Source organism: Paenibacillus medicaginis, assembly GCF_042138635.1.
Taxonomy (GTDB): Bacteria; Bacillota; Bacilli; order Paenibacillales; family Paenibacillaceae; genus Paenibacillus; species Paenibacillus medicaginis.
Genome location: NZ_JBHIRY010000014.1, coordinates 1 through 23,660, shown reverse-complemented (window position 1 = coordinate 23,660; position 23,660 = coordinate 1). Strand labels below are relative to the sequence as shown.

Sequence of the window (23,660 nt, the reverse complement as noted above, 5' to 3'; positions counted from 1 at the left end):
GCGTGGGAAAAGGAGCAGCATTCTATTTTTCGGGGAGGAAGAGATGCATGGGAACTGATATACCTGGGCTGAAGCGTCTTTATATGGGAACCTTTGAGGCGGAAGCTTATTGGAGGGATCCGGAAACCGCGTCCCTGCCTGCTTTGCCGGATCGGTCCAGTTCGGCGATTGTCGCAGCGATGGATGAACTGCTGTTTTGCTTCTGCGGACAAGGGGATGTGCTGCTTACCCGTTATGCCATGTCATCTGTACACAGGCAGTATATATCCGGGTTCGGCTTCAGGCCCGCCGTCAATGAGCATGATCTGTGCGGAGACGAAACCCCTGCGCACGACTCCGCTGCATCCGTCTTCGAGCTGCTCTGCAGACGCAGAAACGACGGCCTGCAAGGACTGCCGGGATTGAAGGACTGCCTGCTCACTCCGTTTGCGTGCCTTCCTTACACAGAGGAGGCGGCAAAAGCCTGGGACATCCGTATCCATCAGCCGTCGCTGGAGACGATCCGCAAAGTGAATGCCAAAACTTACTCCTCCATGCTCAAAAAGCGCTTTGGGTTGAGCAATCCCGGTCTGATTGTAACAAGCTCCGCGGACTTGGAGCAGGAAGGACGGAAGCTGCTGGCCGGGGGCACTTTTCTGGTGAAGGACGATTTTGGCGTGTCCGGTAAGGGCAATCTGCATATCACTTCCGCGCAAATGCTGGAGCGGATCGTGGCGTACCTGGGGCAGCAGGAACGGAAAGGGAAGAGGCTTTGCTTCATATTGGAGCCTTTTCTGGAGAAAGAGCGGGATTTCTCTTGCCAATTTGTCGTTTCCGAGACCGGGGAAGTGGACATCGTGTCTGTTCAGCTGCTGGCGAATGCGAGCTTTTCCTACAGAGAGTCGCTGCTGCCTGATCCGGGATTCATGGAGATGCTGGAAGAGAAGGGTTATTTTTCGCTGATGAGGGCGGTCGGAAAACAGTTGTGGGCGGACGGTTATTTTGGGGATGTATGTGTGGATTCCATGACCCTCAGGGACGGAAGTCTGGAAGAAATTGTCGAAATCAATGCGCGGCGTTCCATGAGCCTGATCAAGCACCGCATTGATTTGCTTCTCGCGGAACGGTCGCTGCAGGGCAGCATGACCCATTACACGTTGTCCCATCAGGGGTCGCTGCCGTATGAGTCTCTGCTGGACAAGTTGAAGCAGGCGGAGCTGCTTTTCACCGGAAGCCGGGAAGAAGGGGTAATGCCTCTCTCGGCCAATACGCTTTATGTGAATACAGGCGGAAGGGATGCGGCCATTCCGGGCAACGAGGCAAGCAGTGATGAAAGTACGGGACGAAAAGGAAAAGGGCGGCTTTACCTTGCGATGATCGCTGAGAATCAGGACAAAAAAGCGCAATTGACAGAGCGGCTGGAGCGTTTTTTTACCGAAAACCGGTTTGCTGTCTTAAATTAGCTGCAATTGGTGAAAGGAAATTCATTTTTGACATAGCTGGGGGGAAGGGAAATGAAGGTTACGATATTGTGCTCCGGTTTCGGATTGGGTTTCTATACGCCCGGATTGCTGATTGAAGGGGGACTGCGCAGGCTTGGCATCAGGACGGCTGTTCATGTATTCGAGAATGTGCTGCCAGAATCCGCCCGTATCAAAGTGGACCAGAATCGTGAAGCCTATCATGACAATTTCAAGATTGCGCTGATGTCGCAAAAAATCCCGCAGGATATGAGTGAATCCATCGATCCGCAAGCGCTGGAACAGCTTCTGTCCCTCTGGTGCGAGGAGGATCGCCGCCATTTCATCTGTTTGTCAGGCCATTGGATGTATGTTCTGGAGGAGTACCGCTCCCGGCGAAGCGGGGTTCCGCTCCACATTGAGCTGCTGTATATGGATTCTACACCCTCCCCGTCCTGGAAAAATGTTGCACGGCACCGGCCGCAATTTGCTGCGGGCTGTGGCCAGCTAACTCTGTTTGACCGTGCCTCCGGCAGCATAAGCTGTTACATCGATGTGCCTGTTCCCCTTGTGCCCTACCCGGAGCGTGAACAGCGGCTGTTCGTGCACGGCGGCGGCTGGGGAATGGGCACCTATCGTGAAAAGCTGGATCAGCTGGAGGCTGCCGGTTACGGACTGGACATGATACTGTACAACGATGATGCCCCTGTCGGGCAGCCAGGCAGACGATATTACCGGATGGATCCGCAGTGGCGGACGTGGCAAACGGAAGCGGCTGGAGGGCATATCTTTCCTCCGTTTGCCGAAGTTCATCCGGGGGAAGAAACCCTGTACGGCAATCAGGAGGAATATCATCTATTATATGCGCGGCAGCGCCAGATGAAGGCGATTGTCAGCAAGCCGGGAGGGGGAACCCTGACCGATTCGTTTGCATCTGCGACACCGCTCATCATGCTGGAGCCATTCGGTGCGCATGAGAAGGACAATGCGGACCTGTGGGAGCAGCTTGGATTTGGCATCCGGTACGAGCGCTGGATTACGGAATACGGCGGCCGTGCGGACATCCTGGAGCCGATGCATACAGCCATGCTGGAGACGAAAAAGCGGACTCCGGAATGTGCGGCACTGCTGGCAGAGCGCCTTGACCTGCACCCTGCGCAGACCGTTCCCGGTGTGTGGGAGGGGGGCCGATGAATACTGCCGCCGCATATGCGTCGTCTTTCCCGACTGCAAAGCCCGTCCGGTTTGGCGTGATCGGCTGCTCGTCCATCGTGCCGCGCGCGTTGTTTGAGCCTGCCCGCTTTGTTGAGGATACGGCAGTTGTGGCTGTCACGAACCGGACCGAAGCCAAAGCCGAAATGATGGCGGAACGGTACGGCATCGACACGGTGTACCGGACACCCGCAGAGTTATTAAGTGACAGTCAGGTGGATGCCGTGTATATTGCGCTCAGCAACGACCTGCATGCCGAATGGATTGCAAAGGCGCTGAACGCCGACAAGCACGTGCTGGTCGAAAAGCCGCTGTGCCTGCACACAGATGAACTGGGCCTGATCGAGTCAGCGCTGCAGCCGGGCGGGCCATGCCTGCTGGAAGGGGTGATGGTCAGGCATCATCCCTGGCAGGACAAGCTCCGTGTCATGGTAAACGAACGCAGCTTCGGCAGGCTGCGCTCAGTGGAAACCAGTCTGTGCATCCCTGCCAAAAACGGGCACATGGACAATTACCGCAGCCGCCCCGAGCAAGGAGGCGGCTGCTTCCGGGATCTCGGCGTGTACTGGCTGCAGTTTCTGCAGATGGTGGTCGGGCTGGAGGGGGCCGGATTTCAGGGACAATCTTCGTTCGACGGACCGGGGGGCTGTGACTGGACATTTCAGGCGCAGGCGGAATATCCGGACGGCTTGAGCGCGGTTGCTCTCTTCTCATTCGAACGCCCTTATCGCTGTTCGCACACCCTGACCTTCGAGCATGCGGTGGTTTCCCTGCATGATTGCTTTCGCGCCAACCTCGGATTTTATAAAATGACGCTTCGGATACGGCAGCTCGGACAGGCACCGGCTAAAACCGAATTTCAGCCCATGAATTATTATGTCAATCAGTTGGAGCATTTTTGCCGTATGGTCCGCGGCATGGCCGCGCCTTTGTCTTTTCAGGAATCGGCGGAACGGATCAGGCTGCTGGATGCCATTTATCAATCAGCCTGCCAGAGCAGCATAAAATGAAGGGAGAGGTCTTCTTGAATATATCGGATGATCAGCTATTGTCCATAATACGGAGCCACAGGACTCCGTTTTTTCTGTATGACGGAGATGCCTTGTGTTCTCATGTGAGCAGTATACTCGCCCGCCTGCATCCGGCGGTCAAGCTGCATTATGCGCTGAAAGCGAACGGGAATGTGAGTATCGCCGCGCTGCTGCGCTCCCTTGGCTGCGGGGCGGAGATTGCATCGTCAGGAGAGCTGTATACAGCCCTTAAAGCAGGTTATAAGCCGGAGGATATTATCTTTGCCGGACCGGGGAAAACGGAATCCGAACTGAATGAGACTGTGGAGACAGGAATCGGGTGTGTGAATGTTGAATCAGTCCGCGAGCTGCGGCTGCTGGAAAAAGCGGCGGAGCGCAGCGGTGCCTGTGTGCGGACCGCCATCCGCATTAATCCTGACGCGGATGTATCCGGAGCGACGATTAAAATGGGCGGGATTGCCCGCCCGTTCGGAGTGGATGAATCCCAGCTGGATGTTTTCTTCGCAGCTCTCCGGGAATGCAGGTATATTCAATTTCAGGGCATTCAGATTTATACGGGTACACAGATGCTGAAGGCTGAGGACATTATTGGATCGTTTGAGAATACCGTCAGACTTGCCGGAGAGATTAGTGTAAAATACAGCCTGCCCGTTAACAGCATTAATCTGGGTGGCGGCTTTGGCATTCCTTATTTTGCTCATGAACAGCCGCTCGATATGGACCGGGTGCTCCAGCATCTCAACAGACTGGCAGCAGAAGCGGTGCAGCGTATGCCGGGCGTCCGCCTGATCATCGAGAGCGGAAGGTATCTGGTGGCCCAGTCTGGCATGTATGTGGCCAAGGTGCTGTACACCAAAACGTCCAAGGGGGAAAAATTCGCCGTCACGGACGGAGGCATGAATCATTACGCATCGGCAGCTTTCCGGGGCCGCAGGCTGCGCGATAATTTTCCGGTGAAGGTCTTCAGTGCACATAACCGCCAGCAGGGCGGGGACAATCCCGGACAGGCTGATCAGGAAGAAGAGGTCACCGTAGTCGGCCCGCTGTGTACGCCCGAGGATTGTCTTGTACGAAAAGTGAAGCTGCCGCTCATCAGGGAAGCTGACTACATCGGCATTCCCAATGCCGGCGCATACGGCCTCAGCTATAGTCCGGTCGATTTTCTTGGTCATCCGGCTCCGGCGGAACTGCTCGCGGCTGGCGGGCAAGTGTATGTGATCCGGGAACATGGCAACCGCACAGATGCTCTGCGGCATCAACGTCTGATCCTGCCAAAGACGCTCCAGAAGATATAGAACTCGCGGGCCCGTGTGCCGGGCAATCGCATACATATATCCTTTTCAGCCCGCGCCGATACGGCAGTGGGTTTTTCTTTGGTGCATATGCAGCCTCTTATGCCCATTTTTCTGCTTATACAGAACCAACCCTGTCATCTTTACATAAAATATGTTGACTGTATCCCTTAACCTTGTTACACCACATAAACCCGGGCAAGGAGGGGTGAACTTGAAGGGTAGCGACCATAAAAGCAAATTTTTGCTCACTCACCGTGAACGTGAAGTATTTGAACTGCTGGTGCAGGACAAGACAACACGTGACATAGCTGGCCAGCTATTCATTAGCGAAAAGACGGTGCGTAATCATATTTCCAATGTCATGCAGAAGCTGAATGTTAAGGGTCGTTCACAAGCGGTCGTAGAGCTAATTAAGCTCGGAGAGCTCAAAATCTAGCTACTTACGCTTTCCGTGGAGGCATGCCCTCTCTCACTATCTTTCAGGAAGGATAGGGGAGGGGGTTTTGTTTGTAAACCGTTTCCGGATTTACGGGGGACGGTTTATTTGGCTTTGGAGAAAAGAATGTATTTCCGAATCATCGAATTTTGCGATATAATAACGTATGTACTTTGTTTTCATGGGAATATATCCCTCAGCCTTTTTTATATAGGGGAACTCGTTGATGTTTTTTCAGGTTTGTAGTACATTAGCAGAGAATCTAAAGGAGGCTTCTAATGTACGGTAATAGACAAGAGGATACATTATACATCATGACCTATACCTTGAACAGTGGCATCAAGGGCACTGTGCCTTTGTCTAATCAACAGATCCGAGAATGGATGGATTGTTACCGAAACGGGCGCAAGTTCGTCACCGAGATCGGTAAAGAATTCTTCGGGCTGCATTCGGAGCTAGTTGCCGATTTTAAGGTGCATAACGCTCACTCAAGCTATCAGGAAGTGCTTGCTCCTGTTCAGCAACAGCATGACCACAGTATGAAACAGCTATCGAACGCTTATAAAGCTTCTGAGATTCTCATCAAAATCGACTGCAAATGCGGAACGGCCTACGTCACGGAATCCCCCTTCAAGAGAACGAAATGGTACTGCACGAAATGCAGGGAAATCGTATTCCTGGACAGTAAAAAGGGAATGGTTGAGACATCCAGAGGCGAAGCTTACTACATGACGAATAAATACTTTGTGGAACGGGGAACAACTGGCTAAGGCCGGTTGTTTTTTGTTTTTGAATTTTTGTTAACATTTTGGAGAAACTATGATTCTCCAATCCTGAAAGGCAGCAAATTCTTAGGTGACAATGAAGCCCTTTTTGTGATTAAATGTTTCTACAACCGATTTTAAACAGATAACAAATGACTTCCCCGCGAAGTCGGAATGTAGGGTGCATAGCGGTGGAGAAATGGTGGAAAAGGAATAAAGGCAATAAAAGCAATAAAAACAAAATCAGATACGCGGGTTCAAGATATGTGTACGACTGGAACGATCTCAAAGAGGTGCTAAGCCTCGCGCTTCTTTTGGGGGCGTTAATCGGCTGGCCGGTGTTCAGTCTCATTTTTTGGATGCTTGGTCATTCTTTTTTCGGCCCGTTTTCGCTGATCTGTTCGATTTTGGGGGCATACGTCTTGTACAGGGGCCTTACCAAATGAAAAACACGTCATTTCCAAGCCTGATGAAAAGGCACCCCTTAGCCTGAAATGCTTAGGGATGCCTTATTTGTGCTGCACTTACAATGCTTTTAAGTACTCTACAATCGTCAACAGGCCTTTATCGAAGTTTTCCAGATGAAAATGCTCGTTCGGCGCATGAAGGTTCTCATCCGGCAGGCCAAAGCCCATGAGCACAACTGGCGCTGCCAGCAGGCGGGAAAAAGTCTCGACAATCGGAATGGAGCCTCCATCTTTGGTGAAGACAGCCCGTGTTCCGTACACCCGTTCAAATGCGTCAGCGGCAGATTGCAGCAGCGGATGGGAAGGATCAATGTTAAATGCGTTCGCTTTTTCACCCTTAATAACCTCAAGGCGGGCACCGGGCTGAATATGTGTACGCAGGTGGCGTTCGATTTTATCGAGAATATCCTGCGGATTTTGATTGGCTACGAGACGGCATGTAATTTTCGCATGGGCTTCCTTCGGGATGACGGTTTTGGTGCCTTCCCCCTGGAAGCCGCCATATACACCGTTCAGCTCAAGCGTAGGCCGGGCCCCGACACGTTCCACGAAGCTGTAGTCTCCTTCTCCATAAAGAGTGTCGAGACCGAGATCGGTGCGCAGTTTTTCCTCATTAAGATCCTGCTTGGCAAACTCCGCCTTCATAGCAGGGGAAAGCGTCTCAACATCGTCATAAAAGCCCGCCACACTGACCTCTCCCTTGTCATTATGAAGGGAAGCAAGCAGGGAGACCATGGCATGCAGCGCATTGGGCACCCCACCCCCGAAGGAGCCGGAATGCAGATCGGTATTTGCCGTATGTACAGCGACTTCAAGCGAACAAAGGCCGCGCAGCCCCGTGCAGATGGCGGGTTTACCTTTCTCAATCAGAGCGGTATCCGAAATCAGCACCGCATCCGCAGCCAAACGGCCTGCACCGTCAGACAGGTATGCAAGCAGGCTGGGGCTGGAAATTTCCTCTTCTCCTTCAATGAAGAATTTGAGGTTGACCGGAAGCTGCCCTTCCTGGCGCAAAATGGCCTCAACCGCCTTGATATGCATGAAAACCTGGCCTTTGTCGTCGGTTGCCCCCCGTGCATAAATTTTGTGGTCACGGATCGAAGGCTCGAATGGAGGCGTCTCCCACAGATGAAGCGGATCCACCGGCTGCACGTCATAATGCCCGTATACGAGCAGTGTCGGCTTGCCGGGTGCATGCAGATGATCGGCGTAAACGAGCGGATGCCCTTTCGTCGGGATAATCTCAACATTCTCCAGGCCAGCCTGTGTCAATTGATCAGCCAGCCAGGAAGCGGCCTGGTTAATGTCCTCCTTATGCTCCGACAGCGCAGAAATGCTGGGGATGGATAGCCATTGTTTCAGCTCCTCCAGATGTTTTTCCCTGTTTTGTTCAAAATAGACGGAGTAATTCATCGTCATTATCCTCCTAGAATAGTTGTTAAATTATATAGTACTACGTTTTGCGCGGATCGCAAAAACAGGGGCGCCCCAGGCCAATAAGACTACATGGGATGCCCCTGTGTTCAGGTCGTACGGTTTGATGATCAGACGCGAATGTTCAGCTTGCCGCCCAAATTCGGCTGTACGCTCTTCTCCATCATTTGAATCATGGCCAGCCCTTGAGTTTCAGCCATGTCCTTGGACATGCTTAATACTTTGATGCTTGAATTCAGCTTCAAGCTGCTCTGGCTAAGTGCCATAGACGTGGATCCGATATCCAATACTCTTCCCTCCTCCAACTGTTCTCATCTTATATATCGGCAGAAGGCTGAATCAGAATAATTCAAGCTGCTCGGGATCCTCATCCGTATTTCGGTCAAGACGGGCGGGAAACGGCTTGGGATCCATGCCCATCAGGGTCATCAGCTGTTTCCCGTTGGCCGCCGCGTCCCCGCCGGAGTTGTTGTTGAAAATGACGCACACCTCCCGGCTCTGGCGGGCCAGCTCTATAATGATGTCCTTCCACTCCAGCAGCTCCTGCTCGTTATAGCGGTAAAGGTAGCGGATTTCCCGCCAGTTGGGCGCCCCGCTCTGATTCCAGCCTTCAAGGTTGCGTCCGTGCATTCTTACAATGGTCAGGCTGTCATCTGTTGCCTGGGGAACCATCGGCACGGAGCCCATGCCGGCCTGGGGTTCATCACATACACTGTGGACCCAGCCTTCACGGCGCATGAAGCTGATCGTCCGCTCCCTGAATTCGGGGGCGAACCAGCTTTGATGACGGAATTCGAGAATGCAGGGAAGCCCCTTCATTCTTTGCTTTGCCGAGCGGAGAATCTGTACATTTTCCTTCGTACAATCAAACCAGGGCGGGAACTGGAACAGAATTCCTTTCAGCTTGCCGGCCCGGGTCAGGGGCTCAATGGAAAGAAGAAACGCGTCGTACATATCATCCTCATTTGCAAAAAAGGGAGTTTTCCCCCGTGTATGTCCTGTCATACCCTGATACGCTTTCACGATAAAAGAAAAATGTTCAGGGGTCTCCGCAGCCCAGCGCCCCATTCGTTCGGCCGGCTGTACCGCGTAAAAGGAGCTGTCCATCTCCACGATGGAAAAGTGGGAAGCATATACGTGCAGCTTGCCCGCAGGTTTGGTGCCGTATGGATACAAATCGTCATGATCTCCCCAGCCCGTAAGTCCGATCCGGATCATTAGCGGATCACTTCCTTTCTGCTGTTCAGATATGCAGATGATGCTCTATCTATACTGTCTGCACTCCATTGTAGCACGAAAGGGATTGAAATGATGAGCAAAGGTCAGTATCATGAGCGTGTGCACGACAAACGGAAGGGAATTACTGTAACTACGAGAAATACATTGCAGAGAATTTCCGATATACGATGAGATCCCGGTCGTTATAGGAGGAGAAGAAGATGAAGCTGCCCGAATGGAACCGCTTTGAAGAGGAAGGGATTATTCAGGTGAAAATCACGATGGCCTTTCCGCTGCGGTGGGTCAACAGCTATATTGTGCCTGGGGATGAAGGTATAACAGTGATTGATCCTGGACCACATACGCCTGTGGCTGTAGAGAACTGGGAGCAGGTGCTGAGTGAGCTGAACTGGTCGGCCAAGGATATCACCCGCATCTTCATCACCCACCATCATCCCGATCACTACGGATTGGCAGGATGGCTTCAGGAGCGGAGCGGGGCGCCGGTGCTGATGTCAGCCAGGAGCCTGCAGGAAGCCCGCTTCATGTGGGGGGAGGAAGGCGGAGCAGAGGAAAGGCTTGTCCGTTTCTTTCATGCCCATGGGTTGCCTCAGGAGCTATCGGAGCAGATGCGTGAGCATCTGCTTGGCTCGTACAGAGAGGTTTTGCCCCAGCCGACAGTTACTTGCGTGAATGAAGGGGACAGCTTCCGGATGGGGGACAGGCTGTGGGAGCTGATCATGACCGGCGGACATGCGCCTGGCCATCTGTCGCTGTATCAGCGTGACAGCGGAATCATGATGTGTGGTGACGCTGTGCTGCCGCAGATTTCTCCCAATGTAAGCCTGCTGCCGGGCAGTGACGCACACCCTCTTGCCGCTTACATGAACGGACTGCGAAAGCTGGGACAATATGAGGTGCAGCAAGCCTTCCCGGGACACCGTCACCCGTTCACTCATTTCAGGGATCGTACAGCCAAACTGTTGGAGCATCATGAAGAAAGGCTGGATCGGTTTGCGCGGCTGCTCGGTGAAGAACCGCGCAGCGCTTATGAGCTGTGCCTTGCCATGTTCGGGGACGGCCTCACCATCCATCAGTTGCGTTTTGCGCTCTCTGAAACGCTGGCTCATCTTGACGAACTGATGGCAAGAGGTCAGGCCGAGGAGCAGGCGGGCAGCTGGGGTACAGCGTATGTCGCCGCTTCTAACGGGTAGAGCGCAATAATATAGAACCCTGAAGGCAGAACAGCCTTAAGTCAACTTATGAACGGGTTGACTTAAGGCTATGCTCTCTCTGTACGATTTTCCGATTTAAGCCTATACGGACTTCGAGTAGACATAAAAGCCGCTACGCTGCTCCCAGCCGTTCGCCGACCAGAAGCGCTTGCCTGTTTCATTGTCGCTGATGACGAAAATGTGGCATTTGTCTATTCCTTCCCGCCTCAGGGCCTCCAGCGCATGTTCAACAAGTTGGCTTGCAATGCCGCGGCTGCGGTAGGCCGGATCCACCGCCAGATGGTACATATATCCCCTGCGTCCGTCATGCCCGGACAGAAGGGTGCCTGCAATGCGGCTCTCAATAACGCATACGAAGCTGAATCCGTGGTTGCGCTCCAGATACCTTCCAAGCTGCTCGGGGGAATCCGCTTCGCTGACAGCCAGACCCTCCACGCTGTGCCAGAGCTCCAGTGCCTCGCCATAATCATCCATGGACATGCTACGAATCAGAATTTCCTCTCCCATCGATCTTCCTCCTCACTCGGGAGTGCTGCCGTCTCCCACGCTTTCTTCTCCCAAGGCTTTTTCTCTTTCTGCTTGCTTACGGTGGGCAATACGGCTGCTGGCAGAGGCGGCGATCGCCCCTACGATATCGTCCAGGAAGGTGTGGATCGGTTCGTCATTTTTGTCGTTCAGCTTTTCAAGCACCCCCGGCTTCAACTTATCTACATAGCCGTAGTTGGTAAAACCGATGCTGCCGTATACGTTCACGATTGAGAAGGCCAGGACTTCATCAACCCCGTACAAGCTTTCATCATTTTCAATCATTTCCTGCAGCGGCGAAATCAGCGCTCCCTGCTCTGCCAGAATATCCAGCTGAATTCCGGTAAGGACGGCATTTTGCACTTCACGCTTGCTGAGTACCTTTTCAACGTTGTGGACACACTCTTCCATTGTGAGATCCGGATAATATTTTTTCTGCAGCAGCATGACCAGCTCTGCGATTTCGTCAACCGCTACACCGCGTTTATGCAACCACTCTTTTGTAGCGTCAGCCACCTTTTTACTGTTTAAGCTGTAAGGAATTTTCTCCGGCTTCATGTTCATCACCTTTCGCTTTGTTGTCTTGTAACAGTATAACCAATCCTGGCATGATTTTCTGTTGCCTGTCCAGTACAGTTAAATTTGGTGCGCATGTTTTGCGGAGGGTCTCGTATACATATTAGTACAAACTGAACAAAATGGTTAGGAAGGAGCTTCAACGATGAGGGGTAAACTATCATGGCGGACAGGATCCGCCGTCTGTATCCTGTCGTCCGTGCTGCTGCTGAGCGCCTGCGGGGATTGGAGCACAGGTGCTGAGCCTATCGATCCGCCTCCTGCTGCCGTGGAACAGGCCATGCTTGCAGCGGCGGAGTCCCACGGAAAAGAGGCTGTTGCAGGAACAAAGCTAGAGACTGTTTACCTTCAGGATGCCAACGGATTTCTGGTGCCTGTGTCACTTCCCGTCCCGGGAGGCGCCGTGGAGGTGAATGCCAAGGCTTCTCTTGAAATGCTGGTTAACGGCGGACTCTATGCAGGAAACCTTCCCGACGGTTTTGCAGGTGTTCTTCCACAGGGAACTGAGGTGCAAAGTGTGACCCTTGATAAGAATGGAAAGCTGGCTGTCGTCGAATTTACAAAGCCGTTTATGGAATATGCGGAAGCGGAGGAACGGAAGATTGTGGAGGCTGTGACATGGACGCTGACGGAACAGCCAGATATACAGAACGTGCAAATTTGGGTGGACGGACAGAAGCTGAGCGAGATGCCGAAGGGTGGGATGCCGATGGACCATCTCCTGACGCGGGGGATCGGCATCAACCTGCAATTGGGGCAGGGGGCGTCATATACATCTTCGAGCCCTGTCACGGTATATTTTTCCGCCTCTTCTCCTGCCGGTATTCAGTATTACGTGCCTGTGACGAGGCTTGTTCCGCCTGGCGAAGACAAGATGAAGGCATCTCTGGAGGAGCTAATCCGTGGCCCACGGGCGGAGGATGGTCTGAATCAGGTCATGACGTCAGGGACGATGCTGAAATCCGTAGAGCAATCTTCCGAAGGCATTGTAAAAGTATCCATAGCGGATGATATGTTCTCTCAAGGCGAGGTAGTTCCGGCCGAATTTTTGCAGTCCGTTGTCCTGACGGCCTCTGACAATGCGAATAACAGCTCCGCCAAAGTGCAAATTGTGCTGAACGGAGAGAGCAGCGTCCTTGGCGAGGACAACATAAACTACGGCAAACCTGCGGCCAAACCGCAGCATATCAATGAAATTCCGATTTGATCGCACCGTACATCTAACGTCCTGCAGCATCTATCTTTGGATTTTTCAAAACTCCTCTGGTAAAATAGGGTGAACATACAGGACGCAATTACGTAGGAGGCACTTACATGAGAGCTAACGACCGAAACGGCGATGAGCTGCGCCCGATGAAATTGACTACGGGTGTGAATAAATATGCGGAGGGTTCCGTCTTCATTGAAGTCGGTGACACCAAGGTGATCTGCACTGCGAGCGTGGAAGAAAGGGTTCCCCCTTTTATGAAAGGACAGGGCAGGGGTTGGGTGACTGCAGAGTATTCCATGCTGCCACGGGCGACGCATACCCGCAACCAGAGAGAGGCGGCCCGCGGCAAGCTGGGCGGCCGGACGATGGAAATACAGCGGCTGATCGGCAGGGCGCTCCGTTCGGTGGTTAACCTGCAGGCGCTGGGCGAGCGGACGGTTACCCTGGATTGTGATGTGATTCAGGCAGATGGCGGAACACGCACAACATCGATCACAGGCTCTTTCGTGGCCATGGCAATCGCAATCAATAAAATTGCCGAGCAGCACAAGCTGCAGCGCTTCCCGATCACGGATTTCCTGGCGTCCGTCAGCGTCGGTGTGGTAGGAGGACAGCCGCTGCTTGATTTGAACTATGAAGAGGATTCGAAAGCCAAGGTAGACATGAATCTGGTCATGACGGGCAGCGGAAAATTTGTCGAGCTTCAGGGAACCGGAGAGGAAAGTCCTTTTGACCGCAAGGAGCTTGACCTGATGCTTGCGCTTGGCGAGCAGGGCATTCTGCAGATGATTGAGCGGCAAAAGGAAGTGCTCGGACCGATTGCGCTCAAGATTGGCACGGGTCAGGCGGGGGTGCGGGCCTGATGTGGCTTGAGCAATCCGTGGTTGTAGTAGCCACCAGAAACAAAGGCAAAATCCGTGAATTTGCGCACGCCTTTGCCCCTTTTGGCAAGCAGGTCAAGAGCATGTACGACTATCCGGAGCTGCCGGATATCGTTGAAGACGGAAAAACCTTTGCGGAAAATGCCTTCAAGAAGGCAAAAACCGTGGGGGATGTGCTTCGGCTGCCTGTACTTGCGGACGATTCGGGACTGTGCGTAGATGCGCTAAACGGGGAGCCTGGTGTCTATTCGGCACGGTTTGCCGGTGTAGGCGCCAGCGATCAGGAGAACAATCTCAAGCTGCTGGATAGACTCGAATCCAGACAGCTCGGGGATGATACGGAGCAGCCGCTGCTGAGTCCCGCCCGTTTTGTGTGCGCCTTGACTTTGTACGATCCCGTGTCAGGAGAGGCCCTTGAAGCTGAAGGCAGCGTCGAAGGATGGATTACCTCGGACACCGCCGGCAGTGGCGGTTTCGGCTACGATCCACTGTTTTACCTGTCGCAGTATGGCAAAACGATGGCAGAGCTGACGCTGGAGGAGAAGCAGGCGATCAGCCACCGTGGGGCAGCGCTGCGGCAGCTGGCAGCCGAGCTTGAGAAGAAGCGGTAGACTTTTAATGTTGGGTTGTAACCCGGTTCCATGAAGAGGAGCCGGGTTTTTCACGTTCAAATCAGCGGATTGCCACACGATAGGTTTTCAGCCAATGATTCACCTGCACGAGATAGGCGAACAACTGGGGGCCAGACATCAGCTGCCCGAACCACGGCAGATTCGAAGAGGCGTCGGGCGAGTCGGCGATTTCCCGGATGCGCTTGGCATTAATCAAGGACAGAATGGGTGAGGAGGGGTCGGCCAGCATATCAAGCGCCTCTTGTTTTACGGTATGAAGATAAGCCGGATTATGGGTTTTCGGATAAGGGCTCTTTTTGCGGTAAAGTACGTCATTTGGCAAAACACCTTCCAGCGCTTTGCGCAGGAGACCTTTCTCGCGTCCTCCGGTCATTTTGATTTCCCACGGGGTATTCCATACATATTGCACGAGGCGGTGATCACAGTATGGAACCCTGACTTCCAGCCCCACACCCATGCTCATACGGTCTTTGCGGTCCAGCAGTGTAGGCATGAAGCGGGTGATGTTCAAGTACGACATGACTCTCATTTGGGCTGCCTTGCCGGTTTCTCCCGCTAATTTCGGCACCTCGCCGACGGCTTCGGCATAACGGTCATTCAAATACTCGATCGGCCTGATCCATTCCCTGACCTCGGGATTCAGCAGGCTTGCCCGCAGCTCCGGCGCCACGGCCCACGGAAAGGTTCCGGAATTGAGCATCTCGTCACGGTGGAACCATGGATATCCTCCGAACACCTCGTCGGCTGCTTCCCCGGAGATCGCGACGGTTGCGTGTTTTTTGATCTCACGGCAGAACAGATAAAGCGAGGAGTCCACATCTGTCATTCCCGGCAGATCACGTGCTTCGGTCGAAGCATTCAGCGTTTCAACGACGTCTGGAGTATCAAACTCAATCCAGTGGTGGTTGGTGCCAAGCTCTTCAGCCATACGTCTGATCCACGGTCCGTCAGCTCCAGGCTGAAAGGAGTGCTCCTTGAAATACTTGTCATTATCTACATAATCTACAGAGAACGTATCGATGTTGCCTTGCTCTGTCCTTGTGTAATAACTGACGGCAAGCGCGGATAAAGCGCTTGAATCAAGCCCGCCTGACAGCAGGGAGCAAACGGGCACGTCAGAGGCGAGCTGGCGCTCGAGCGTATCCTGCAGCAGCTCCCGTACCCGGAGAGCAGTCTGTTCGGTATCGTCTTCGTGAGGATTGCTTTCCAGCTTCCAGAAGGCGCGGATTTTCGTTCCGCTCCGGTCGTGAATCAGCGTATGCCCGGGACGAAGCTCACGGATAGAAGCATAGACCCCATGCCCTGGAGTGCGTGCAGGCCCGATGATGAAGATCTCGGCCAGGCCGTCCGCATGAACGACAGGCTCAACTTCAGGATGCCTGAGCAGCGCTTTGGGCTCCGAGCCGAAGATGAGACCGTCCTGGATTTCACTGTAAAAAAGCGGCTTGACTCCTAACCGGTCTCTTGCCATGAAAACTTGCTGTCTTCGTTCATCCCAGACCGCAAAAGCAAAAATACCGTTTAACCGGTCTACGCAATCCGGCCCCCATTCGATGTAGGAAGCAAGCAGCACTTCTGTGTCGCATTTTGTTAAAAAGACATGTCCACGCTGCTGGAGTTCTATTTTAAGCTCGGGAGCGTTGTACAGTTCCCCGTTATATACCAGTGCGTACGTATAGTCATCCCGATGGCGAATCATGGGCTGCGCACCGTTCTCGGGGTCCATGACACTGAGACGCCGGTGTCCGAAGGCGCACGGATTGGATATCCAAGTTCCGGCTGCATCCGGCCCGCGATGGGACAGTGTACGCGTCATGCCGGACAGCAGTTCCGATTGTACTGTTAAATCCTTATTCCACTGTATAAATCCAGTAATTCCGCACATGTAGGTTCATCCCTTCTTTGTCTTGCTGCTCTCGGTTTTGCACTGCTGGGAGTTCGTTCTCCCGGCCGTAAAAGCATAAACAAACATATGCCGGGTGAAGGCATAAAATGTCTGTCCTTACCGAAAACTACAAACATAAAACGGCTGGCGGCTGACACGGAGGGTGCTTATGTATACGATTAAAGATGCAAAAATACGGAGATTTACAGACATCGACGGTGTGCGCTGCGCAGAAATCGAAGTGAATTCGGCAAGTGTGGAGGATACGGGTCTGCTTGTATATCTTGCTCCGTCTGATGGGGGAGATGGGTATAAAATGCTGCGTATGCTCCGCAATGACGCGGATCTGGAACTCGACTGGTACGACAACAATCTTCATTCCGCTTTTGAGGAAGTGACAGATGTCGTATTTAGCGATAATGACGGGAAAGATCTGCCGGAAAAGCGGGGACGATTCACACGCGAGCTGCTGTCTCACGGCAAGATGGATAGCGAGCTGGCGGCGGAGTTCGGGAAATGAAGCTGCCATGCTGCTGTGGCATGCTTCGGCTGGTGATTCTCATTCGGCGCAACCCGCTGCGATTCATGAAAGATGGACCCCACGGTCCGGGCGGGAATGTAGGGTAAAAAAGCATAATGCCCCAAAGCAGCGGCTTGCAAGCCTGTTTAGGGGCTTTTTTGTAAAATCAAGCATATACATACTATGACTGAAATAACACATAAAAAAACACTTCCCATACCACCACAAATTATGCTATACTCATTAATGCGCTGTCCTACATAACCTTTTAAGTCCCAGTAGCTCAGCTGGATAGAGCAACGGCCTTCTAAGCCGTCGGTCGGGGGTTCGAATCCCTCCTGGGACGTAAATGAAAAACTCCCCTCCGGGGAGTTTTTTTTGCGTCCGGGGATGAGAACCCCATTGGGGTTCGTCGGAGCATAAGCTTCGGAAGCACTACTTCGCAGTCGGCCCTGCAAGGGCCGTACCCCGACTGGGACGTATACAAGGCTCCCCCCTCCGGGGAGTTTTTTTTGCGTCCGGGGATGAGAACCCATTGGGTTCGTCGGAGCATACGCTTCGGGAGCACTACTTCGCAGTCGGCCCTGCAAGGGCCGTACCCCGACTGGGACGTAAATAAAGTAGGGAAACCACTCTCATGGCTTCCCCCTTATCGAACCGCACGTGCCCTATTAAGGCATACGGCTCACCAACGTGATTCAACTTGTATCAGTATGTCGCCAAACGCTGTGCATATTGCATCTTTCGAACGCGTTCAGGAGTATAGTACGCTTGTCCGCGTTCTTTTGTTTTTTGCTCTTTTCGGGCCTGTTTTGTTTTCTGTCTGTTCTTCATGTAATCGATATAGTCGTCGAGCGTGTACCCATATTGTTCGTTGTAATACAGCCAAAACGCCGGAATAAGTCCGATTCGAGCGAAGAACTCGTTGTTCCACTTCGTTTTCATTGCATGTCCTTTTCTTTGGCTTGGATGGTCGTGGATCATCGCGACTCGCAGTCGTTGTCTTACATATCCATCCATGTCGTAGAGCTGGTTTTTGCAGGCGTTATAAAAACAACGGCTCTCCTGTCCGTATCGTTTGTTTTCCTCTACTGCTTTGTATAGGTTTAAGTAGTAGTTTACCTTCCCTCGAATAATCGGATTTACGCGTTCCAGCCATGCTTTCTTGTTCAGCGTTAAAGTCTTTCGCGTTTTGGCTTTGACCTTTTGCTTGAAGTCTTTCCACGTGGCCTCTTTGGGTTTAGCAATGAAGTACGGTTTCCCATCTTTCTTGCGTTCCCGCCAGTGCTGGAACGTGAACCCCAGAAAGTCGAAGTCGTCGTTTTTGAAGTTAACCGTTTGGGTCTTCTCCACTGCGACTTCTAATCCCAGTGCTTCTAACGTTTCGATAGTGACTTCCGCAGCTTTTCGGATATCCTCTTCTGTCTTCGCGAATAGTAAAAAGTCATCTGCGTATCGCACGAATCGGATACCTTGCTCTTCCAGTTTCCAATCCAGTTCGTTCAGGTACAAATTGGCTAGAAGTGGTGAAATGACGCCCCCTTGCGGGGTTCCGGCATCCACTTCGTGGTACTTTCCTTCTTCCATGTATCCTGCTTTGAGCCACTTCCAGATCATATCCAGCACCGTTCCATCTGCGATATATTTCGTCAGTATCCCCATCAGTTTCTTGTGGGGAATATTATCAAAGAAACTGCGTATATCACAGTCATAGATAAAATTATGGTCTGTCTCTATGTTCCACAGGATAATCTGGGCGACGCGTTTCGCTCCGTAGTTGGGGCGATACCCGCATGACCAGCGATGAAAGATGCTTTCCTCACACTTTGGCTGCAACACGTTTACAATGGCTTGCTGCACGATCCGGTCTTCAATGTTCGGTATCCCGAGCGGACGCATCTTCCCATTTTTCTTGGGGATATATCGTCTGCGTACGGGGGATGGAACATAAGCTTTGTCTCGAAGTTTCTGTAAGAGTCCGCTTAGGTTTTCGTCCAGTTTCTTCTCGTAGCTCTCCAAGGTTTCACCGTCAATTCCGCCCGCACCTTTATTTTCTTTGACCTGTAACCATGCTTCATGTAGTTTTCGCTCAAACAGAATCTGCCCATAGATGCTGTGCCATTTTAGCTTTAATGCTTGATTCAAGTCTATCTCCCACCTTTCATCGTGCCCACTCCGTTCGTTCTTACCGCAGTATCGTGACGGTTGTCCGGCACCACATTCAAGTGTTCGTCCACGAGGTCGCTCCCCTTCCGTTCAGCAGATGTTTGGTCATCTGCCTACTCCCGTACTATGAGAACGTCTGAGTTCTCTGCCATGTCTGCAACTTCGGCGAAGCCTTATATGCAGGCCATCCTTCACAGGTAAGCAGAGAACCTCACGGGGTCATCGTACCTTCCTTCTGAACATACCCAGCACCTTCACCTGACAAGCCACCGCCCTCCGTCTGGCCCATTGGACGACGATTTTTTTTTTTCCTAGGCTTCCCGTTATCTACGCACAGTCGCCGACTTGTCCTGCCGCTGCGTGCTTCACGCTTTCGCATTTGGGTCTGCTCATCCGCCTACGGGTCTCTCGATTATCCGCATCTCCTTCAAACGGTCACCTCACGATGCCGCCCTAGATTAGGCTTCTCAAGTCGCACCAGAGCGCTTGAGGAGGGACTTTCACCCTCTGGAAAACATCCTTCCAAGCTCTCGACTCGTTTTTACCTACGGTAACGTAGTCGCCGCTATTAACGGATTGTTTATAGCAATTAGTTGCTAAAAGTACGACTGCCCGTCGCACATAGAAAACTCCCATCTAGGGAGTTTTTTTGCGTCCGGGGATGAGAACCCCATTGGGTTCGTCGGAGCATACGCTTCGGGAGCGCTACTTCGCAGTCGGCCCGTTAGGGCCGTATCCCGACTGAATGCACCGGACCCAGAGGCTCTTATTGTTCAAAAAGCCGGGCAATTCCTCTTATTAGCGGACTCAGATGCCTTTATTCAAGCAATTTCCCTCTGTCACAGGGCGTTTTTAGTGAAATAAGGGCTCTACAGTCCGCCAACTGCCTCCAATCCAGCAAAGTCCCACACATAGCGTCTCTACGGTCCGCATTCTCGTTACTCCAATATAAACAGTTTTAAAGGCAGCTACACTCCATCCTGGTTAATCGCGTTTTCCTGACCAGCCTTGGTCAATCCCGGTTAGTCCCGGCTAATCCGAATCCATCCCAGGTTCGTAACTCTTACCGACAACCTTCCCATTCACCTCATATTTTCTATCTCTCTCTAATGTTCCTATTCTCTTTCAGTAACCCGCCTTACTGCTTCTTCTAACGACACCGTCTCCGTCTCCTGCATCCCCCGCCGTTTCACTTCAACATAACCCTCGCCAGCCTTTTTGCCCACAATAATTCTCCAAGGAATCCCAATCAAATCAGCATCATTGAACTTGACCCCCGGACGTTCTTCGCGGTCATCCAGCAGCACCTCCATACCTAATCCAATTAAAACCTGATACAGCTTTTCCGCCATCTGCATCTGCAGCTCATCTTTTGCAGACACAGGGATAAGATGAACCCGGAAAGGGGCAACTTCCTCAGGCCAGTTGAGACCGTGTTCGTCATGACACTGTTCTGCCACCGCAGCCATGAGCCTCGACACACCGATACCGTAGCAGCCTGCAACAGGAGTCAGGCTTTGTCCGTCTGCCCGCAGCACTTGAGCGTTAAAAGGAGAAGTATATTTCTCCCCCAGCTTGAAAATATGGCCTACCTCTATCCCGTGCTGCATTGACAATACACCGTGACAACGGGGACATGCATCACCTTCAGCCGCATTGCGGAAATCGCCCGTCCGCTCCAGGCTGAAGTCTTTCCCCGGCCGAACACCGCGCAGGTGGTAATCCGTCTCGTTTGCTCCGACGATACCCCGCCTCATAAGCGCTACTTCCCGGTCTACAAGAAGCGGCAGCGTGAGGCCGACCGGCCCTGAAAAACCGGAAGATGCTCCGGTCCAATCCACGATCTCTCCACCATCGGCCAATCGAAGCTCCTGTGCCCCCAAGGCATGTTTTACCTTAATCTCGTTGACCTCACGGTCTCCTCTGACCAACACGGCAATCGCTGCTCCATCTGCGTTAAACAGAATGGTTTTTATAAATGAAGAAGCCGGCTCCCCGCAGGCTGCCGAAAGCTCTTCAATCGTGCGCAAACCCGGCGTGTGGAATCTCTCCGGCACAGCATTTTCTATATTAGTCCCGGAATTAATCCCGGCAGGTTCACTCCCGTTTTGAGCCAAGCGTAAGCGTACCTCCGCCTTCTCCAGATTGGCCGCGTATCCGCAGCTGCCACAAACAGCAATCGTATCCTCACCGATGTCCGAGAAGGCCATAAATTCATGGGAACCGCCCTCTCCGCCTATGGCCCCGGCATCCGCCTCCACTCCCCGGTATTCCAGACCGCAGCGGCTGAGAATGCGCTCATAGGCTGCATGCATCACTTCGTAGAAGGAATCAAGGCTCTCATAATCGTTGTGAAAAGAGTATGCATCCATCATCAGAAATTCCCGCCCGCGCAGCAGCCCTGACCGTGGACGAGGCTCGTCACGGAATTTCGTTTGAATTTGAAAAAATGCCACCGGCAGCTGCCTGTATGATGAAATTTCCTGCTTGACCAGCGAAGTGATGACCTCCTCATGAGTTGGCCCGAGCGCAAATTCGCGATGGTGCCTGTCTTTAAGCCGGAATAGTTCATGACCGTAAACCTCATCTCTTCCAGAAGTCTTCAAGAGCTCCGCTGGCTGCAGCGCAGGCATCAGCATCTCCTGTACGCCTGCATGATTGAGCTCTTGACGGATAACGGCAGATATTTTTGACAATACGCGAAAACCCAACGGCAGATAGGTGTACACCCCCGCCGCCAGCTGCCGGATCATACCGCTCCGCAGCAGATAACGATGGCCCCCTGATTCAGCATCAGCAGAGGCTTCTCTCCATGTTGGAACAGCAATCTGAGTCTGTCTCATCTGTATACCCATTCCTTTCGTTTCGCTCAAGGCATAGAACGGAATGATATCCGTTAGCCATGGGCATCTTTTTGTATGCTTGAGTTACAGGGGAACCCCGCACCCAGCCCAAACGCAAAAAGACGCATTCGTCAAGGGACGAATGCGTCGTGATACCACCCTTATTTAGCGCAGGTTTCAAAATTCACATCAAACATGCGCTTCTCTTCTCATGTCGATAACGGAACGACCCGGCAAATGAGCAGCTAGCGGGGAGGGATGCGTACGACCGTGCCGCGAAACCTTACAGCCAAGGGTTTCTTCTCTGTCAGCAGCCGAATCGGAGCATATGGTCCCGTTCAACACCTTTGGATATATTTTCTTCATAATTTTTTATAAAATTACATTAGACAGTATCGCATTGTCAAGCTTTTTCAACCGACAGCTCCAGGTCAGCTGCACGCGCATTCGATTCTACCTGCTCGGGGGTTTTGCATCCCGGGATAACGCTCGTAACAGCAGGATGCTGCAGACACCAGGCCAAGGCCCACTCGGCCATCGGCACACCTTCCGGCACCTCGTTCTGCCGGATTTCCTCCACCAGTCTCAGTTTTTCATTACGCTGCTCCGCATCATGATTGTTCCGCACGTCATTTTGCTGAAACTCAGCGCCTGGCTTATATTTCCCGCTCAAGTACCCACTGGCGAGCGGCACACGTGCCAGCACACCGAGATTCTGCTCCTGACAAGAAGGAAAAACCCTCTGCTCCGGAACCCGGTCCAACCGGTTATACACCACCTGAATCACATCCGCATGGACCTTGGTCGCCTGCGCTGTCTGATGGAGATTGTCATTGCTTCCTATGGAAATGCCCAGATGTCTGATTTTCCCGGCCTGAACCTGCTTATCCAGCAGTGTCCACAAGTCATCATGATCGAAAACCTGGTCAGGGCCTGAGTGAAACTGATACAGATCCACATAATCCGTACGGAGCGCTTTCAGCGATGCATCCAGTTGAGATAGTACCTCCTCCGGCTTAAAGGCATCTGTCCGGTTGAACAGATCGTGAAATTGGTGTCCGAACTTGGTCGCCACAATCCAGTCTTCCCGTTTGCGTCTGCTGAGATAATCCCCGATAAATGATTCCGACAGATGATCTCCATAACATTCCGCCGTGTCGATCAGATTAATATTGAGCTCAGCCGCCTTATCCAGAATCGCATCTGCTTCAGCCTGGGTATAATTCAGGCCCCATTCTCCCCCGAACTGCCAGGTTCCTACACCAACGACCGATACTTCCAGCCCGGTTCTTCCTAACTTTCTGAATTTCACCGATATGCACTCCTCTCAATATGTATTTCAACTCCATATTAACCAAACATCCGGCTTTTGGGCAAATTAGGCTGGCCTAACCGCGGCCTGATTCAAGAGGTCCAATCCGAAGCTGAAAAAGCAGTTCAATCCATGAACGAAGGAACTGAAGTTATGCAAAAAGGGATTGATATGGTTAGCTTGACCTGGAGGTCGCAGCGTCCGCAGAAGCCCTCAGCAAGATGGCGCAAGAGCTTCAGGAAGTGATCGGAAAATTCAAGGTGTAGAGGAAAACAACATAATTCGGATTACTGGAGAAAATAAAAAGGCACGGCTCTGCTTGAAACAGTAGAGCCGTGCCTTTTTGGATTGGAGATGCTCCGACGAACCCTGGGGGTCTCATCCCCGGACGTAAAAAAGCTCCCGAGAGGGAGCTTCCTTCGTCCCAGTCGGGGTACGGCCCTTGCAGGGCCGACTGCGGAGTATTCCTCCCGAAGCTTATGCTCCGACGAACCCTTTGGGTTCTCATCCCCGGACGTAAAAAAGCTCCCGAGAGGGAGCTTCCTTCGTCCCAGTCGGGGTACGGCCCTTGCAGGGCCG

General features: G+C 52.5%; 21 protein-coding genes and 1 tRNA gene. 13 read left to right on the top strand and 9 right to left on the bottom strand.

Translation table 11 applies throughout. The features are described from left to right. The first annotated feature begins 47 nt into the window (after positions 1-47). From ACE5LO_RS14950 to ACE5LO_RS14920, 7 genes are all read left to right on the top strand, one after another. On the top strand, positions 48-1,442 hold the full coding sequence (locus ACE5LO_RS14950) for a hypothetical protein (protein WP_375520822.1): 1,395 nt from the start codon (positions 48-50) through the stop codon (positions 1,440-1,442). 51 nt (positions 1,443-1,493) lie between these two features. Continuing rightward, entirely contained in the window at positions 1,494-2,633 is a 1,140-nt protein-coding gene (locus tag ACE5LO_RS14945; protein ID WP_375520821.1) for a UDP-glucuronosyltransferase, read from the top strand. Beyond that, entirely contained in the window at positions 2,630-3,661 is a 1,032-nt protein-coding gene (locus ACE5LO_RS14940) for a Gfo/Idh/MocA family protein (protein ID WP_375520820.1), read from the top strand. The genes ACE5LO_RS14945 and ACE5LO_RS14940 overlap by 4 nt, the downstream gene beginning before the upstream one ends. Before the next feature lie 14 nt (positions 3,662-3,675). Then, positions 3,676-4,977 carry a type III PLP-dependent enzyme gene (locus ACE5LO_RS14935; protein WP_375520819.1) on the top strand — a complete coding sequence of 434 codons (1,302 nt, stop codon included), beginning with the start codon at positions 3,676-3,678 and terminating at the stop codon, positions 4,975-4,977. A gap of 211 nt (positions 4,978-5,188) precedes the next feature. After that, complete coding sequence (locus ACE5LO_RS14930) at positions 5,189-5,413, top strand: helix-turn-helix domain-containing protein (protein WP_018885466.1); 225 nt, start codon at positions 5,189-5,191, stop codon at positions 5,411-5,413. A 278-nt stretch (positions 5,414-5,691) separates the two neighbouring features. Beyond that, positions 5,692-6,183 (top strand): hypothetical protein, encoded by a 492-nt coding sequence (locus ACE5LO_RS14925; protein WP_355321521.1) that lies wholly within the window; start codon positions 5,692-5,694, stop codon positions 6,181-6,183. 185 nt (positions 6,184-6,368) lie between these two features. Then, the gene (locus ACE5LO_RS14920) at positions 6,369-6,623 is read left to right on the top strand and encodes a hypothetical protein (protein ID WP_375520818.1); all 255 of its coding nucleotides are present in this window, start codon (positions 6,369-6,371) and stop codon (positions 6,621-6,623) included. A gap of 78 nt (positions 6,624-6,701) precedes the next feature. Here the strand turns inward: ACE5LO_RS14920 and ACE5LO_RS14915 are convergent, their stop codons facing one another. The 3 genes from ACE5LO_RS14915 to ACE5LO_RS14905 form a co-directional block, all read right to left on the bottom strand. Next, entirely contained in the window at positions 6,702-8,057 is a 1,356-nt protein-coding gene (locus ACE5LO_RS14915) for a dipeptidase (RefSeq protein WP_375520817.1), read from the bottom strand. 131 nt (positions 8,058-8,188) lie between these two features. Further along, positions 8,189-8,365: a YjfB family protein gene (locus ACE5LO_RS14910; protein ID WP_375520816.1), complete on the bottom strand. Its 177-nt coding sequence runs from the start codon at positions 8,363-8,365 to the stop codon at positions 8,189-8,191. Positions 8,366-8,417: 52 nt separating this feature from the next. Further along, positions 8,418-9,296, bottom strand: a complete 879-nt coding sequence (locus ACE5LO_RS14905; protein ID WP_375520815.1) for a DUF72 domain-containing protein — start codon at positions 9,294-9,296, stop codon at positions 8,418-8,420. A 221-nt stretch (positions 9,297-9,517) separates the two neighbouring features. Between ACE5LO_RS14905 and ACE5LO_RS14900 the strand changes: the two genes are divergently transcribed. After that, positions 9,518-10,510, top strand: coding sequence for an MBL fold metallo-hydrolase (locus ACE5LO_RS14900; RefSeq protein ID WP_375520814.1), 993 nt, complete (start codon positions 9,518-9,520; stop codon positions 10,508-10,510). Between the two features lie 102 nt (positions 10,511-10,612). Here the strand turns inward: ACE5LO_RS14900 and ACE5LO_RS14895 are convergent, their stop codons facing one another. Next, positions 10,613-11,038 carry a GNAT family N-acetyltransferase gene (locus ACE5LO_RS14895; protein ID WP_375520813.1) on the bottom strand — a complete coding sequence of 142 codons (426 nt, stop codon included), beginning with the start codon at positions 11,036-11,038 and terminating at the stop codon, positions 10,613-10,615. 12 nt (positions 11,039-11,050) lie between these two features. Continuing rightward, positions 11,051-11,614 carry a phosphatidylglycerophosphatase A family protein gene (locus tag ACE5LO_RS14890; protein ID WP_375520812.1) on the bottom strand — a complete coding sequence of 188 codons (564 nt, stop codon included), beginning with the start codon at positions 11,612-11,614 and terminating at the stop codon, positions 11,051-11,053. 163 nt (positions 11,615-11,777) lie between these two features. Between ACE5LO_RS14890 and ACE5LO_RS14885 the strand changes: the two genes are divergently transcribed. The 3 genes from ACE5LO_RS14885 (at position 11,778) to ACE5LO_RS14875 (ending at position 14,334) form a co-directional block, all read left to right on the top strand. After that, positions 11,778-12,839 (top strand): GerMN domain-containing protein, encoded by a 1,062-nt coding sequence (locus ACE5LO_RS14885; RefSeq protein WP_375520811.1) that lies wholly within the window; start codon positions 11,778-11,780, stop codon positions 12,837-12,839. 107 nt (positions 12,840-12,946) lie between these two features. After that, positions 12,947-13,705 (top strand): ribonuclease PH, encoded by a 759-nt coding sequence (gene rph / locus ACE5LO_RS14880; protein WP_375520810.1) that lies wholly within the window; start codon positions 12,947-12,949, stop codon positions 13,703-13,705. Continuing rightward, positions 13,705-14,334, top strand: coding sequence for an XTP/dITP diphosphatase (locus ACE5LO_RS14875; RefSeq protein ID WP_375520809.1), 630 nt, complete (start codon positions 13,705-13,707; stop codon positions 14,332-14,334). The genes rph and ACE5LO_RS14875 overlap by 1 nt, the downstream gene beginning before the upstream one ends. A gap of 61 nt (positions 14,335-14,395) precedes the next feature. Here ACE5LO_RS14875 and asnB read toward each other — a convergent pair whose 3' ends face one another. Continuing rightward, complete coding sequence (asnB, locus tag ACE5LO_RS14870) at positions 14,396-16,240, bottom strand: asparagine synthase (glutamine-hydrolyzing) (protein WP_375520808.1); 1,845 nt, start codon at positions 16,238-16,240, stop codon at positions 14,396-14,398. Positions 16,241-16,409: 169 nt separating this feature from the next. Here asnB and ACE5LO_RS14865 point away from each other — a divergent pair, with 169 nt between their 5' ends. Together ACE5LO_RS14865 and ACE5LO_RS14860 are read left to right on the top strand one after the other, a co-directional pair. After that, complete coding sequence (locus ACE5LO_RS14865; protein WP_375520807.1) at positions 16,410-16,760, top strand: hypothetical protein; 351 nt, start codon at positions 16,410-16,412, stop codon at positions 16,758-16,760. 272 nt (positions 16,761-17,032) lie between these two features. Next, positions 17,033-17,106: transfer RNA gene (locus tag ACE5LO_RS14860), tRNA-Arg, on the top strand. 362 nt (positions 17,107-17,468) lie between these two features. Here the strand turns inward: ACE5LO_RS14860 and ltrA are convergent. The 3 genes from ltrA to ACE5LO_RS14845 form a co-directional block, all read right to left on the bottom strand. Further along, positions 17,469-18,905, bottom strand: a complete 1,437-nt coding sequence (ltrA, locus tag ACE5LO_RS14855) for a group II intron reverse transcriptase/maturase (RefSeq protein ID WP_375520806.1) — start codon at positions 18,903-18,905, stop codon at positions 17,469-17,471. Positions 18,906-20,041: 1,136 nt separating this feature from the next. Then, a complete protein-coding gene (locus ACE5LO_RS14850) occupies positions 20,042-21,769 on the bottom strand; it encodes a proline--tRNA ligase (protein ID WP_375520805.1) in 1,728 nt (575 codons plus the stop codon). A gap of 403 nt (positions 21,770-22,172) precedes the next feature. Further along, positions 22,173-23,081 carry an aldo/keto reductase gene (locus ACE5LO_RS14845; protein WP_375520804.1) on the bottom strand — a complete coding sequence of 303 codons (909 nt, stop codon included), beginning with the start codon at positions 23,079-23,081 and terminating at the stop codon, positions 22,173-22,175. Positions 23,082-23,660 lie beyond the last annotated feature (579 nt).

Bases quoted from the DNA above. Each gene is read 5' to 3' on its own strand.
- ACE5LO_RS14850 (WP_375520805.1), bottom strand. From the start codon at position 21,769: ATGAGACAGACTCAGATTGCTGTTCCAACATGGAGAGAAGCCTCTGCT.
- ACE5LO_RS14905 (WP_375520815.1), bottom strand. From the start codon at position 9,296: ATGATCCGGATCGGACTTACGGGCTGGGGAGATCATGACGATTTGTAT.
- rph (WP_375520810.1), top strand. From the start codon at position 12,947: ATGAGAGCTAACGACCGAAACGGCGATGAGCTGCGCCCGATGAAATTG.
- ACE5LO_RS14885 (WP_375520811.1), top strand. From the start codon at position 11,778: ATGAGGGGTAAACTATCATGGCGGACAGGATCCGCCGTCTGTATCCTG.
- ACE5LO_RS14925 (WP_355321521.1), top strand. From the start codon at position 5,692: ATGTACGGTAATAGACAAGAGGATACATTATACATCATGACCTATACC.
- asnB (WP_375520808.1), bottom strand. From the start codon at position 16,240: ATGTGCGGAATTACTGGATTTATACAGTGGAATAAGGATTTAACAGTA.
- ACE5LO_RS14900 (WP_375520814.1), top strand. From the start codon at position 9,518: ATGAAGCTGCCCGAATGGAACCGCTTTGAAGAGGAAGGGATTATTCAG.
- ACE5LO_RS14940 (WP_375520820.1), top strand. From the start codon at position 2,630: ATGAATACTGCCGCCGCATATGCGTCGTCTTTCCCGACTGCAAAGCCC.
- ACE5LO_RS14890 (WP_375520812.1), bottom strand. From the start codon at position 11,614: ATGAAGCCGGAGAAAATTCCTTACAGCTTAAACAGTAAAAAGGTGGCT.
- ACE5LO_RS14950 (WP_375520822.1), top strand. From the start codon at position 48: ATGGGAACTGATATACCTGGGCTGAAGCGTCTTTATATGGGAACCTTT.
- ACE5LO_RS14945 (WP_375520821.1), top strand. From the start codon at position 1,494: ATGAAGGTTACGATATTGTGCTCCGGTTTCGGATTGGGTTTCTATACG.
- ACE5LO_RS14865 (WP_375520807.1), top strand. From the start codon at position 16,410: ATGTATACGATTAAAGATGCAAAAATACGGAGATTTACAGACATCGAC.
- ACE5LO_RS14875 (WP_375520809.1), top strand. From the start codon at position 13,705: ATGTGGCTTGAGCAATCCGTGGTTGTAGTAGCCACCAGAAACAAAGGC.
- ACE5LO_RS14895 (WP_375520813.1), bottom strand. From the start codon at position 11,038: ATGGGAGAGGAAATTCTGATTCGTAGCATGTCCATGGATGATTATGGC.
- ACE5LO_RS14915 (WP_375520817.1), bottom strand. From the start codon at position 8,057: ATGAATTACTCCGTCTATTTTGAACAAAACAGGGAAAAACATCTGGAG.